This is a genomic window from Pseudomonas sp. NPDC089734 (genome assembly GCF_044748865.1).
Classification (GTDB): domain Bacteria; phylum Pseudomonadota; class Gammaproteobacteria; order Pseudomonadales; family Pseudomonadaceae; genus Aquipseudomonas.
This window is the reverse complement of the sequence record NZ_JBIVGV010000001.1, coordinates 451695-465092: the sequence shown is the minus strand read 5'-3', so window position 1 is coordinate 465092 and position 13398 is coordinate 451695. Positions and strand designations below refer to the sequence as shown.

11 protein-coding genes are annotated in these 13398 nt (G+C 60.6%); 1 reads left to right on the top strand and 10 read right to left on the bottom strand.

What is annotated here, in order from left to right; translation table 11 throughout:
- Positions 1-179 precede the first annotated feature (179 nt).
- From lysS to ACIPY9_RS02160, 9 genes are all read right to left on the bottom strand, one after another.
- Positions 180-1682 carry a lysine--tRNA ligase gene (lysS, locus tag ACIPY9_RS02200; protein WP_400696653.1) on the bottom strand — a complete coding sequence of 501 codons (1503 nt, stop codon included), beginning with the start codon at positions 1680-1682 and terminating at the stop codon, positions 180-182.
- An 89-nt stretch (positions 1683-1771) separates the two neighbouring features.
- A protein-coding gene (gene prfB, locus ACIPY9_RS02195) for a peptide chain release factor 2 (protein ID WP_400696651.1) occupies positions 1772-2867 on the bottom strand; the annotation gives its coding sequence in 2 pieces (ribosomal slippage) (positions 1772-2794 and positions 2796-2867; 1095 coding nt in all).
- A 100-nt stretch (positions 2868-2967) separates the two neighbouring features.
- Positions 2968-3975: a diguanylate cyclase domain-containing protein gene (locus ACIPY9_RS02190; RefSeq protein ID WP_400696650.1), complete on the bottom strand. Its 1008-nt coding sequence runs from the start codon at positions 3973-3975 to the stop codon at positions 2968-2970.
- 45 nt (positions 3976-4020) lie between these two features.
- Positions 4021-5031 carry a chemotaxis response regulator protein-glutamate methylesterase gene (locus ACIPY9_RS02185; RefSeq protein WP_400696649.1) on the bottom strand — a complete coding sequence of 337 codons (1011 nt, stop codon included), beginning with the start codon at positions 5029-5031 and terminating at the stop codon, positions 4021-4023.
- The gene (locus ACIPY9_RS02180) at positions 5028-7385 is read right to left on the bottom strand and encodes a hybrid sensor histidine kinase/response regulator (RefSeq protein ID WP_400696647.1); all 2358 of its coding nucleotides are present in this window, start codon (positions 7383-7385) and stop codon (positions 5028-5030) included. The genes ACIPY9_RS02185 and ACIPY9_RS02180 overlap by 4 nt, the downstream gene beginning before the upstream one ends.
- Positions 7382-8074, bottom strand: a complete 693-nt coding sequence (locus ACIPY9_RS02175) for a chemotaxis protein CheW (protein ID WP_400696646.1) — start codon at positions 8072-8074, stop codon at positions 7382-7384. The genes ACIPY9_RS02180 and ACIPY9_RS02175 overlap by 4 nt, the downstream gene beginning before the upstream one ends.
- Positions 8071-9360 (bottom strand): CheR family methyltransferase, encoded by a 1290-nt coding sequence (locus ACIPY9_RS02170; RefSeq protein ID WP_400696644.1) that lies wholly within the window; start codon positions 9358-9360, stop codon positions 8071-8073. Before ACIPY9_RS02170 ends, ACIPY9_RS02175 begins: the two co-directional genes overlap by 4 nt.
- On the bottom strand, positions 9357-9893 hold the full coding sequence (locus ACIPY9_RS02165; protein ID WP_400696643.1) for a chemotaxis protein CheW: 537 nt from the start codon (positions 9891-9893) through the stop codon (positions 9357-9359). Before ACIPY9_RS02165 ends, ACIPY9_RS02170 begins: the two co-directional genes overlap by 4 nt.
- A gap of 9 nt (positions 9894-9902) precedes the next feature.
- The gene (locus tag ACIPY9_RS02160; protein WP_400696642.1) at positions 9903-11525 is read right to left on the bottom strand and encodes a methyl-accepting chemotaxis protein; all 1623 of its coding nucleotides are present in this window, start codon (positions 11523-11525) and stop codon (positions 9903-9905) included.
- 218 nt (positions 11526-11743) lie between these two features.
- Between ACIPY9_RS02160 and ACIPY9_RS02155 the strand changes: the two genes are divergently transcribed.
- A complete protein-coding gene (locus tag ACIPY9_RS02155; protein WP_400696640.1) occupies positions 11744-12463 on the top strand; it encodes a glutamine amidotransferase in 720 nt (239 codons plus the stop codon).
- A gap of 56 nt (positions 12464-12519) precedes the next feature.
- Here ACIPY9_RS02155 and ACIPY9_RS02150 read toward each other — a convergent pair whose 3' ends face one another.
- Entirely contained in the window at positions 12520-13260 is a 741-nt protein-coding gene (locus tag ACIPY9_RS02150) for a tellurite resistance TerB family protein (RefSeq protein ID WP_400696638.1), read from the bottom strand.
- Between the last annotated feature and the right edge of the window lie 138 nt (positions 13261-13398).

Sequence of the window (13398 nt, the reverse complement as noted above, 5' to 3'; positions counted from 1 at the left end):
TTCGCGAATGAATTCGCTCCCACACAACTTTGAACTGCCCCCAAGAAGTTGGACATTTATTCAGCCCTTGGGGGGCAGTTCACCCGTGTGGGAGCGAATCGGGCGGCGATCCGCTCATTCGCGAAAAACCGGGCGATATAAAAAAGCCGCCCTGTTCAGGCGGCTTGTCTTGCAACTGATTACGCTTGCGGTCGCATGTGCGGGAACAGGATCACGTCGCGGATCGACGGCGAGTTGGTCAGCAGCATCACCAGACGGTCGATACCGATACCTTCACCGGCCGTCGGCGGCATGCCGTACTCCAGCGCACGCACGAAGTCGGCGTCGTAGTGCATGGCTTCGTCGTCACCGGCATCCTTCTCGGCCACCTGAGCCTGGAAGCGCTCGGCCTGATCTTCCGCGTCGTTCAACTCGGAGTAGGCGTTGGCAATTTCACGGCCGCCGATGAACAGCTCGAAACGGTCGGTCACGTTCGGGTTTTCATCGTTGCGGCGCGCCAGTGGCGACACCTCGAACGGGTACTGGGTGATGAAGTGCGGCTGCTCCAGCTTGTGCTCGACCAGTTCCTCGAAAATCATCACCTGCAGCTTGCCCAGACCTTCGAAGCCCAGCACCTTGGCACCGGCCTTCTTGGCAATGGCACGAGCCTTGTCGATGTCGTTCAGGTCATCGGCCGTCAGCTCAGGGTTGTACTTGAGGATCGAGTCGAACACCGACAGGCGCACGAACGGCTCACCGAAGTGGAACACCTTGTCGCCGTACGGCACGTCGGTCGTGCCCAGAACCAGTTGCGCCAGTTCACGGAACAGCTCTTCGGTCAGGTCCATGTTGTCTTCATAGTCGGCGTAGGCCTGGTAGAACTCCAACATGGTGAATTCAGGGTTGTGACGCGTCGAAACACCTTCGTTACGGAAGTTGCGGTTGATCTCGAACACTTTCTCGAAACCGCCCACCACCAGACGCTTGAGGTACAGCTCCGGCGCGATACGCAGGAACATTTCCATGTCCAGCGCGTTGTGGTGAGTCTCGAATGGCTTGGCCGCCGCACCGCCCGGAATGGTCTGCAGCATCGGTGTTTCGACTTCGAGGAAGTCGCGCTTGGCCAGGAAGCTGCGGATGTGAGCAATTACCTGCGAACGCACGCGGAAGGTGTGACGGGTTTCTTCGTTGACGATCAGGTCAACGTAACGCTGGCGATAGCGCTGCTCGGTATCGGTCAGGCCGTGGTGCTTGTCCGGCAGCGGACGCAGCGCCTTGGTCAGCAGACGAACGCTGGTCATCTCGACATACAGGTCGCCCTTGCCGGAACGGGCCAGAGTACCTTCTGTGGCGATGATATCGCCCAGGTCCCAGGTCTTGACCGCAGCCAGGGTTTCTTCCGGCAGGGTCTTGCGGTTGACATAGACCTGGATGCGACCGGTCATGTCCTGGATCACCATGAACGAACCACGGTTAAGCATGATGCGACCGGCAACCTTGACCGGGATCGCGGCCTCGGCCAGCTCTTCCTTGGTCTTGTCGACATACTGCTTCTGCAGATCGTTGCAGTAGCTGTCACGGCGGAAGTCGTTGGGGAAGGCCTGACCCTTGGCGCGCTCGGCAGCAAGCTTTTCCTTGCGCAGGGCGATCAGGGTGTTTTCTTCCTGTTGCAGGGCTTGCGGGTCGAGTTGTTGGTCGCTCATGTCTTTAGATTTTCCATCACAGGTTCATGGCCCCTCGCCTGGGCGGGGGATGGCGGGCAGTGCAGGCTGCCCGCGTCAGTCGTATCGCGTTACAGCCCCTGCTTGAGGCTCGCTTCCAGGTACTGGTCGAGGTCGCCGTCCAGAACCTTCTGGCAGTCACTACGTTCGACGCCGGTACGCAGGTCCTTGATACGCGAGTCATCGAGTACGTAGGATCGGATCTGGTGGCCCCAGCCGATATCCGACTTGCTGTCCTCGAGCGCCTGGGAGGCGGCGCTGCGCTTCTGCATTTCCAGTTCGTACAACTTGGCCCGCAGCATTTTCATGGCGGTGTCCTTGTTGGCGTGCTGGGAACGTTCGTTCTGGCAGCTGACCACGGTGTTGGTCGGCACGTGGGTGATCCGCACCGCCGAATCGGTGGTGTTGACGTGCTGGCCACCGGCACCGGAAGAACGGTAGGTGTCGATACGCAGGTCCGACGGGTTGATCTCGATCTCGACCTTGTCGTCGATCTCGGGGGACACGAACACCGCCGAGAACGAGGTGTGACGACGCGCGCCGGAGTCGAACGGACTCTTGCGCACCAGACGGTGCACGCCGATCTCGGTACGCAGCCAGCCAAAGGCGTACTCGCCCTTGATGTGCACGGTGGCGCCCTTGATACCGGCGACTTCGCCTTCGGACAATTCCATGATGGTGGCATCGAAGCCACGCTTGTCAGCCCAGCGCAGGTACATGCGCAGCAGGATGTTGGCCCAGTCCTGGGCTTCGGTGCCGCCGGAACCGGCCTGGATGTCCAGGTAGGCGTTGTTGGGGTCCATTTCGCCGCTGAACATGCGACGGAATTCCAGCTTCTCCAGCAGTTCGCGAAGACGCTCGACTTCGGCGGCGACGTCGTCGACCGCACCCTGGTCTTCTTCCTCGGCAGCCATCTGCAGCAGGTCGCTGGCGTCGGCCAGGCCCGAGGTCATGTCATCCAGGGTCTCGACGATCTGCGCCAGCTGGGCGCGCTCGCGCCCCAGATTCTGGGCGTAGTCGGGGTTGTTCCAGACATTGGGATCTTCGAGCTCGCGGTTTACTTCGGTCAGACGATCATGCTTGTGATCGTAGTCAAAGATACCCCCGAATGGATTCGGAACGCTCGGACAGGTCCTTGATGCTGTTTAGAATCGGGTTGATTTCCATGGTGGGCAGCACTCGCAGGCGAAATTTTCAAAGCCGACGAGTATACCCCAGGGACGACACCGAAAGCAGCCCATCGAACATGCGTTGTGGCGTCAGATCGTCAACCGCCCACCGCCACCTGATTGCGCCCGCCGTTCTTGGCCAGATACAGGCCTTTGTCGGCATCGAGAATCAACTGTCGGCTATTGAGGCCATTCTGCGGCGTCACGGTCGCCACGCCGATGCTGACGGTCAGCGTCGAGCCGGGTGTCGGCGCAATGTGCGGGATGTTCATGCCCGCCACGCTCTGCCGCAGTTTCTCGGCCAGCAATCGCACGCCGCCCGGCGAAGTATTGGGCAGGACCATCGCGAACTCTTCACCGCCGTAACGGGCCGGCAAATCGGACGGACGGCTGCAACTGGCACGAATCGCCTTGGCCACCTGACGCAATGCCTCATCCCCTTCCAGGTGACCGAAGTTGTCGTTATAGGCCTTGAAGTAGTCCACGTCGATCATCATCAGCGAGAGCTGGCTTTGTTCGCGGGTCGCCCGGCGCCATTCGAGTTCCAGGTACTCGTCGAAGTGACGGCGGTTCGACAGGCCGGTCAGGCCATCGGAGTTCATCAGGCGTTGCAGCACCAGATTGGTGTCGAGCAACTGCTGCTGGCTGACACGCAAGGCCCGATAGGCCTCGTCGCGTTGCAGCATGGTCATGTAGGAGCGGGAGTGATAGCGAATGCGTGCCACCAGCTCGATGGTGTCCGGCAGCTTGACCAGATAGTCGTTGGCACCCGCCGCGAATGCCGCACTCTTGATCATCGGGTCTTCCTTGGTGGAAAGCACGATGATCGGGATGTCCCGCGTCAGGGGGTTGTTGCGGTATTCACGAACCAGCGTCAGCCCGTCCAGACCGGGCATGACCAGGTCCTGAAGAATGACCGTCGGTTTGATCTGCACCGCCTGGGCAATAGCCTGATGGGGATCGGCACAAAAGTGGAAATCGATCAGTTCTTCGTTGGCCAGACCACGGCGTACGGCTTCACCGATCATGGCCTGATCGTCTACCAGCAACACCATCGCCGAGTTTTCGTCAGGGGCCTTGAACTCTTCTGTCTGCACATCATGCATGACGCTTCTCCTGATCACCGTCGGCGGGTGAGTTCACCTGAAAATTCATTGAGCGAACACCTCGAGCAAACGTGGCGCGATGGTATTCAATGGCCGGATTTCAGTCGCGGCATCGATGGCGGCAGCCGCCTTGGGCATGCCATAGACCGCAGAGCTGGCCTGATCCTGAGCGATGGTCAGAAAACCCTGCTCACGCATCAACTTGAGCCCCTGGGCACCGTCTCTCCCCATACCGGTCAATAAAACGCCCACAGCATCACCATTCCAATAGCGGGCCACACTTTCGAAAAACACATCGATGGAGGGCCTGTAGATTTCATTTACCGGTTCCGCCGTATAAGCCAGCTTCCCGTCCTTCAACAAGCGGATATGGTGGTTGGTCCCCGCCAACAGCACCTTGCCCCGCTGCGGCGGCTCACCCTCGATGGCCAGACGCACCGGCAACCCCGAGGCCGTGCTCAGCCAGTCAGCCATGCCCGCGGCAAAGACCTGATCGACATGCTGCACCAGGACGATGGCCGCCGGAAAATTCACCGGCAGCCCTTTCAAAAGGACTTCCAGCGCCGCCGGGCCGCCTGCCGACGAGCCTATGGCGACCAACCCTTCCCGCAAGGCCGCCTTGCGCAGCGCAGGCACCGGAGCACGCTCACGGCTGGTGCGCTGGCCGATCAGCCAGTCGATATTCAATATCTTGCGCAGCAGCGGTGCCGCGGCATCCCTGGGATTGCCCGCGCCGATCGCCGGCGTATCCACCACATCCAGAGCACCGTGTCCCATGGCCTCGAACACACGGTGGACGTTCTGCTCACGGTCAACAGTCACAAGAACGATAGCGCATGGCGTCGAGGCCATGATCTGCCGCGTGGCCTCGACACCGTCCATGACCGGCATGATCAGGTCCATCAGGATCAGATCCGGCGTCAGCTCGGCGCAACGCTTGACCGCTTCGGCACCGTTGCCCGCGACCCAGACGATCTGGTGCAGGGGCTCGAATGCCAACGCCCGACGCAAGGCCTCCACAGCCATGGGCATGTCATTGACGATGGCAATCTTCATTCTTGCGCGTCCCCAATCAGTTCAGCGACGGCGTCGAGCAAGGCATCGTCGTGAAAACTGGCCTTGGCCAGATAATAATCGGCACCGGCATCCAGACCGCGGCGCCTGTCTTCTTCACGATCCTTGTAGGAAACCACCATAACGGGCAGGGACTGCAAACGGGTATCCCGGCGCAACAGGGTAACCAGTTCAATGCCGTCCATGCGAGGCATATCGATATCGGTGATCAGCAGATCAAAGTCCTCGGCCCGCAAGGCATTCCAGCCATCCATGCCATCGACCGCAACGGCGACTTCATAACCCCGGCCCACCAACAATTTGCGTTCCAGCTCACGAACCGTCAACGAGTCATCGACCACCAGGACACGCTTGCGTGCCACATGGCCACCTGTCTGACGATTGTGCCGGTCTATACGCTCGAGCCGCCCGGTATTCAGGAGTTTTTCCACCGAGCGCACCAGGTCTTCGACATCGATGATCAGCACCACCGAACCGTCGTCGAGCAAGGCGCCGGCGGAGACGTCCTGAACCTTGCCCAGACGCGCATCCAGCGGCATGACCACCAGCGTGCGCTCGCCAATGAAACGCTCCACCGCCACACCATAAACGGCATCGCGATCCCGGATCACCACGACCTTGAGCGCTTCCTCGGCATTCTGGCTCTGCGGGCGATGCAGCAACTGGCTGGCGGAGACCAGCCCGACATGGCGATCTTCGTGCCAGAAATGCTGGCGGCCTTCCAGTTGCACAATTTCCTCGGGCTGCAAATCGCGCATGCGCTCGATTTGCGCCAGCGGAAAGGCGTAGGCCTCGCCTCCCACCTCCACCACCAGACTGCGCACGACCGAAAGCGTCAGCGGCATTTCGATCCTGAACCGGCTGCCTTCTCCCGTCCATTGCTGCAATTCGACGCTGCCGTGCATCTGGCGGACCATGTGCTGCACGGCATCGAGCCCTACGCCACGGCCGGAGATCTGCGTGACCTTGTCGCGCATGCTGAAGCCCGGAAGGAACAGAAAGCTCAGCAGCTCTTCTTCGCTCAACTGCGCGGCGGTTTCAGCTGGCGAGAGTTTGCGCTCGATGATATTGCGGCGCAGGCGCTCAAGATCGACACCGTTACCGTTATCGCTCAGTTGCACGACCAGCAGGCCGGCCTCATGGGAGGCCCGCAGATGGATCAAGCCTTCAGGGTCCTTGCCCAATTCCTGGCGACGTTCGGGGGACTCGATTCCATGATCCACCGCGTTACGCAGCAGATGGGTGAGAGGTGCCTCCAGCTTTTCCAGCACATCGCGGTCGACCTGGGTCTTTTCACCCTCGATCTTCAGACGAACCTGTTTACCCAGCTCACGCCCAAGGTCCCGCACCATGCGAGCCTGACCGTTGAGCACATCCGCGAACGGCCGCATGCGGCAGGCCAGCGCAGAGTCATACAACGATTGTGCTCGCTGGCCAGCCTGCCACCCGAACTCGTCCAGTTCGGCGGTCTGATGAATCAGCATCTGCTGGGCCTGGGACAGAAAATCACGGGCATCGTCCAGCGCCTTCTGCGCATCGGCACTCAGACCGGCCTCGCCAAAACTGGCCCCCAGCACCTCCAGCGCCCTGTCACTGCTACTTTGCAGGCGCTTGAGGCGCTGCATGCCAGCCAGCAAGGGCTTCATGCGCTGACTTTCGACCAGGGCCTTGCTCGACAGGTCAAGCAGGCCATTGAGCCGCTCGGCCGTGACCCGCAGAACACGCTCCCCGCCATCGGACACGCGCCGCTCGCGCACCGGTGCAGAGGCCGCTTCTGACTCTGCCTGAACCGGCTCGACAGGTGCATCCAGCCGCAGGGCCTCGGCCATGGGGTCAGGCTTGGGCTCGCTCAGGGGAGGATCAAGCAGCGGCTCGACCAGAGGCATTGCACTGGCCGCCAGCGGGTCCGGCAACGGCACACTGACCGAACGTGCCGCGCCCGCGCCGGACGCCAGCAATGCATTCACTCTTTCGACATACGCATCGACATCGCTCTGCCCGATGCTGCTGTCGGTAGGCGTGGCAATCCGCATCAACAGATCGGTGCCCGACAGCAAGGCGTCGATGTGCTCGGCCTGTAACAACAGCCGGCCTTCCTGGGCACTGACCAGGCAATCTTCCATCACATGGGCAACACTGACGCCATAGTTGACCCCGACAATACGCGCCGCGCCCTTGAGTGAGTGGGCAGCCCGCATGCAGGCTTCCAGCTGGTCGGCCAGGGTCGGATTACGCTCCAGTTCCAGCAAGCCGGCGCTCAGTACCTGAGTCTGTGCTTCGGCTTCCAGAGTGAACAGCTCGAACAGCGAAGCGTCCCGCATTTGATCTGGGGTCATGTAAGGCTCCGGTTGACCGCCGACAACAACTCTTCTTCGTCGAGCAAGCGCAGGCTGCGTCCCTTCCATTGCAAGACACCGCGCGTGAATCGTGCATTGGCATGCGTACCGGAGGCCGAAGCCTGATTCAACTCACATTCCTCCATTGCATGAATGCCATCGACTTCATCGACCGGGGCCACCACTGGCCCGCCTTCTGCGGCAATGATCAACATGCGCGGCATGACCCGCCCGGTTGTCGCCACCACCGCCGAAGCACTGTCGAGCCCCAGCAGCTCGACCAGCGAGATGCAGGCCACCAGGGCTCCTCGCACATTGGCGACACCGAGCAAGGCACGCGAGCGCTGGTGCGGCAGAGAGTGGATCGTCTGGGACGGAGCCACTTCAGCCAGAGAACGGGTAGCCAGCCCCAGCCATTCATCGCCCAGACGGAAGACAAGGATCGAACGGGTCTTGACCTCGCTCTGCAACCCCGTATCCCGAGATGGCTCGCGGTGTTCCTGAAGCAGCGAATAGCGGTCGAGCAGGCGCGTGGCAGCCAGCGAGTACACCGAACAATTGCGGCAGTGGATATGCTCCGGCAGCAGAGGACATGAACGGTCGCCATGGATACCGATACGGTTCCAGCAATCATCGATGGCCTGGGCGTCATCGAGAGTAAGACTCGAAAGAGAGGACAACCCCGTCATCGATTGCTTCCTTGTTTATTGGCACCACGCGCAGCGCGGTCCTGCAGCCGCCGGGCACCGGCAGTGTCCCCTTGAGCGGCCAGCAGCGCGGCCAGTTGCGCCAGGGACTCGGGATGCTGAGGCTGCAAATACAACGCCTTGCGATAGAAACCCTGAGCCTGGGTCGCATTACCCTCCACTTCACTGAGCAGCCCCAGCCAGTAGAACACCTGCGCCACCGGCTCATGCTGTTGCAGATAACGTTCACAGGCGGCACGCGCCTCGGCGCTTTTCCCTTCGTTCGCCAGGCTGGCGATGCTGGTCAGCAAGGTCGTCACATCGTCGCTGGCGGAAACGGCAGGCGCGGTTCGAGGCGCCTCGAACGGCTTGCCCGAAGCAGGTGGCGGTGTGAAGGGCCGAGGAGCAGGTCGAACGGGCTCACGCACGGGCGCTGCCGCGCTGCGGGTAATCGGCACGGCTTCCACGGGTGGGGTGGTGGCAATCGCATCCTGTGCAGGCGTGTGCCTGAAGGCGAAAGACTGAGGAATACCGGCAGATCGCATACCGACGCGCGCAAGCAGATTGCCCTCGGCAGGACCGATGAACAGCAGTCCATCCTCGCGGGTCAGGCGCTTGAGCACCTTGAAGACATGCCGCTGGGTAGGTTGATCGAAATAGATCACCAGATTGCGGCAGAACACGAAATCATAGGCTTCCTGCGTCGCCAGACGAGGATCGAGCAGGTTACCGGACTGGAAGTTCACCCGGGAGCGCACCCGTTCCTCGACCTGATAGCCGTCTTCCACAGGCTTGAAGAAACGATCACGGTAACTGATGTCGTCTCCCCGAAAGGAGTTCTTGCCATAGATGCCACGGCAGGCTTTCTGAATCGACAGGGGGCTGATATCGATGGCATCGACCTTGAAGTGCTGAGCACTGATATTCGCGTCGAACAGGGCCATCGCAATCGAGTAAGGCTCTTCGCCCGTCGAACACGGCAGGCTGAGAATGCGCAGTGGCCTCGCTCCGTTGAGGGTGGCCAGACGCTCGGCAGCCAGCTTGCTCAGGGTCAGAAAGGATTCGGGGTAACGGAAGAACCAGGTTTCAGGAACGATCACCGCCTCGATCAGGGCCTGCTGTTCGTCAGGCGAGCTCTGCAACAATTGCCAATAGGCATCCTGATCCGCCGAGTTCGAGCCTTGAAGGCGCTGCTGCAAGGCACGGACGATGATGCCCTCTCCCACGGAGGTCACATCCAGACCGATGCGGTCCTTGAGAAAACTGAAAAAGCGCGAGTCGTCGCTCATGGCGCGTCCTCAAACTGCTCGAGAGTCAGCGGTGGAATGGGGTACAGCAACTCACGCACGGGTTCGGTCAACAGCTCCTGCACATGAATCCACTGCAACAGCCCCTGCTCATCCTCGCGCACCGGCCCCAGGTAAGGTGCCAGCCGGTTATCCAGCCCGTATTTCTTGAACTGCGAGACAGGACAGCGCAGGGTTTCGGTGGCCTGCTCCAGAATCAGCCCCAGCAACTGGGCCGGGTGCTCGTCGTCATGACGGTAATGCACCAGCACCATACGGGTGCTCGTACGTGCCGGTGCGGCCTGCCCCGAACTCAGCGCACTGATGTCGATGACCGGCACGATTTCACCGCGATGGGCAAAGATCCCCGCGACCCAGTGCGGCACATGGGCAATGGCCTTGAGCTTCACGCACGGCAGGACTTCGGATATTTCAACCGCCTCCAGCGCGTAACGCTCCTCCCCGATGCGGAACAACAGGAACAGCTTGTTCACGACAGGCGCAACGCCATGGCGTTTGGGTGCGTGATCCATCATGGCCCGGACTCACACTTTGAAGCGTGAAACGCCACTGCGCAGCCCTACCGCTACCTGACTCAACTCGTCGATGGCGAAACTGGCTTGACGCAATGACTCGACAGTCTGGCTGCTGGCATCCGCCAACTGCACCAGCGCCTGATTGATCTGTTCGGCGCCCGTGGCCTGGGCCTGCATGCCTTCGTTGACCATCAGCACGCGAGGGGCCAGGGCCTGAACCTGATGAATGATCTGGGAAAGCTGTTCGCCCACCTGCGTGACCTCGAACATGCCACGGCGCACTTCCTCGGAGAACTTGTCCATGCCCATGACACCGGCGGAAACCGCCGACTGGATCTCGCGGACCATCTGTTCGATGTCGTAGGTGGCCACGGCAGTCTGGTCCGCCAGACGGCGCACTTCGGTGGCGACCACGGCGAAGCCGCGTCCGTATTCACCGGCCTTCTCGGCTTCGATGGCCGCGTTGAGGGACAGCAGGTTGGTCTGGTCGGCGACCTTGACGATGGTCACGACCACCTGATTGATGTTGCCAGCCTTCTCGTTGAGGATTGCCAGCTTGGAATTGACCAGATTGGCGGCGCCCATGACCTGATGCATGGTGTCTTCCATCCGCGCCAGCCCTTGCTGGCCCGAACCGGCCAGAACCGAAGCCTGATCGGCGGCGGAGGTGACTTCATTCATCGTGCGCACCAGGTCACGGGATGTTGCTGCAATTTCCCGTGAGGTTGCACCGATTTCCGTGGTCGTGGCAGCCGTTTCAGTGGCAGTCGCCTGCTGCTGACGCGATGTGGCGGCGATTTCCGTGACCGATGTCGTGACCTGTACCGACGACCGCTGAGCCTGTGCCACCAGCGCCGTCAGCTCGGTCATCATGTCGTTGAAGCCGGTTTCCACGGCGTTGAATTCATCCTTGCGAGTCAGGTTCAGGCGAGAACTCAAGTCGCCAGTGCGCATGACATCAAGGATTTTTACGATCAACTGCATCGGCGACGTGATCGACCGCATCAACAGCAGACCGCAACTGGCAGCGGCCATGATTGCGATCAACAGGGAAAAGATCATGCTGATCTTGGCGCTCAGGACGGCAGTGACAATATTCTCGGTGGCCCGGTCTGCCAGTTGCTTGTTGGCAACGATGATATCGTTGAGCTGTTTGCGCCCGTCGCTCCAGACCGGATTCACCTGTTCATAGAATTCGGAACGTGCCTTGGCGTAGTCACCAGCACCATAGGCGACATGAACTTCCTTGAGCAGACGGGTATAGGTTTCGCGACGCTTCTCGAAAAGAAGGAAATTGGCCCTTTCGGCCTCTTCGAAAATGGACTTCTTGTAACCGTCGATCTGGACCTGAAGATTATCCTCGAACCCCTGGAACTGGTCCTGCTCCTGCTTGGTCAGTGGACGGCCCTGGCCTTCGCCGATCAGCTCAAGGGTGCGGATGTAGCTTTCGCCCCAGGCACTGCGCACCAACGTGCTGTAATAGACGCCGGGCAGCGCATCCAGACGGACCTGCTCCTCGCTGGACTCAATCGACAACAGGCGTGAATAAGACACAATCACCATCAACAGCATGATCGCGATGATGACGGCAAAACTCGCCAAAATCCTTTGGCGCAAGGTCCAGTTCTTCACAGTCAGCCCTCAAGAGTTCAACAACGGCTTATGGCCGCGTTCAAGAAGCGGACCGACAGACGGTCCAAGCGGCCTGAGTATAGCCCAGCCTCTTGAGTATTAGCGTGTCGCCACCAAAGGAAATTGAAAGCGCTATTAATGGCGGGTTGACATACCACCGGATGTCTTTCGATGATCTGCAGGAAGCCCCTTTGAACTGACGCAGAACAGACGCATCCATGCCCCAGAAGCCCTTGACCATTATCCAGTTCGGCACGCCGCCACTGGACGTGAGAGACACCCACGGCGAACAGTCGGACTGGATGAAACGCGCCCTTCATGACGTCGACATTCCTTTCAACGTCGTACGCCCCCATGAAAACGAAGCCCTGCCCCATCCTCGGGAAACGTCGGGAGCCGTGCTGACCGGCTCCTGGTCAATGGTGACCGACAGAGAACCCTGGAGTGAACTGACTGCCGAATGGATCCGGCAAGCCATGACGGCGAATCTGCCCATGCTGGGGATCTGTTACGGGCATCAGCTCATGGCACATGCCCTGGGTGGCCAGGTGGGCTTCCACCCGAAGGGGCGCGAAATCGGTCAGCATGAAATCCAGCTGCATCGATGCGTCGACGATGACCCTCTGCTCAATGGCTTCGGGCCGGGCTTTCTGGCCAATCTGACCCACGAGCAGACGGTGCTCGCACCGCCCGAAGACGCTGTCGTGCTGGGCCGCTCGGAGCACGATGCCTGTCAGGTCCTGCGGTACGGCTCTGAAGCACTTTCAGTGCAGTTTCACCCGGAATTCGACAACGCCCTCATGTCCGCCTGCCTGTACAGGCGTCGGGATATCTTTGAATCGGAAGGCTACGACATTGCGAGCATGATCGATTCGCTGAAGCCGACCGGCCATGCCCGCGAAATTCTGCGCAGGTTTGCGGCAGGCCTGACCGCCTGACAATACCGCCGGAGGGCCATCGGCAACGTCCATGGCCCTCAACAAGCATCGGCCATTTAGCGGGCCTGACGCACCTGCTGTTCCAGTTCGTCCTTCAAGCCGGGGGCCAACCCCAACTGTCGCGCCAGTTCGTCCAGGTAGGCCCTTTCCATGAAGTGTTCCTGATCCACCAGGATCACGCTGGCGATGTACATTTCGGCCGCCATTTCCGGCGTCCTGGCCGCACGTGCCACTTCAGAGGGGTCCAGAGGCTTGTTCAGCTCGGCGCGCAACCAGTGTTGCAACTCATGATCGTTGCTCAGCTTGCGAAACTCACCTTCGATCAATTCGCGCTCACGCTCATCGACATGCCCGTCGGCCTTGGCGGCCGCGACCAGCGCACGCAGGATGGCCTGGCTGTGCTCCTCGGCCTGGGGCTCCGGCAAGCGGTCGATGGTCTGAGGTTCGCGCGCAGCGGCAACGCCCTGGCTGGCCTGCCAACTGCTGTAGGCCTTGTAGGCCAGCACACCCAAGGCGGCCAGGCCGCCATAGGTCAGCACCTTGCCGCCCATGCCGGACGAACGTTTGCCCTTGAGCAGGCTCATGGCCCCGGCGGCCAGCGCCCCACCGCCCGCCCCGGACAACAGGCTGCTCAATCCACCACCACTGGCCGACTTCGAGCCGGACAGCAGGCTCCCCAGCCCGTTGACCAGAGAATCGCTTCCCGAAGACCGTTTGCCGGACTTGCCAGCGACCTTGTCTTGCAACATACCTTGACCCGACTTGAGCAACTGATCGAGTAAACCTCGCGTATTCATAAGAAACCTCCATAAGGCCTGTCAGATGATTCATTGACACGCAGGGTAAAGCGAAGTCTCGAGCGGTTGAGGGTGGGTGTGCATCTGAATGTTGCAGACGTCTGGGCCGGGCGAGATCCTCGTGACTTGAAAAGTTAA

Excerpts from the sequence above, each read along its gene's own strand:
- ACIPY9_RS02190 (WP_400696650.1), bottom strand. The coding sequence starts at position 3,975 with ATGCATGATGTGCAGACAGAAGAGTTCAAGGCCCCTGACGAAAACTCG.
- ACIPY9_RS02175 (WP_400696646.1), bottom strand. The coding sequence starts at position 8,074 with ATGACGGGGTTGTCCTCTCTTTCGAGTCTTACTCTCGATGACGCCCAG.
- lysS (WP_400696653.1), bottom strand. The coding sequence starts at position 1,682 with ATGAGCGACCAACAACTCGACCCGCAAGCCCTGCAACAGGAAGAAAAC.
- ACIPY9_RS02165 (WP_400696643.1), bottom strand. The coding sequence starts at position 9,893 with ATGATGGATCACGCACCCAAACGCCATGGCGTTGCGCCTGTCGTGAAC.
- ACIPY9_RS02155 (WP_400696640.1), top strand. The coding sequence starts at position 11,744 with ATGCCCCAGAAGCCCTTGACCATTATCCAGTTCGGCACGCCGCCACTG.
- ACIPY9_RS02170 (WP_400696644.1), bottom strand. The coding sequence starts at position 9,360 with ATGAGCGACGACTCGCGCTTTTTCAGTTTTCTCAAGGACCGCATCGGT.
- ACIPY9_RS02180 (WP_400696647.1), bottom strand. The coding sequence starts at position 7,385 with ATGACCCCAGATCAAATGCGGGACGCTTCGCTGTTCGAGCTGTTCACT.
- ACIPY9_RS02185 (WP_400696649.1), bottom strand. The coding sequence starts at position 5,031 with ATGAAGATTGCCATCGTCAATGACATGCCCATGGCTGTGGAGGCCTTG.
- ACIPY9_RS02150 (WP_400696638.1), bottom strand. The coding sequence starts at position 13,260 with ATGAATACGCGAGGTTTACTCGATCAGTTGCTCAAGTCGGGTCAAGGT.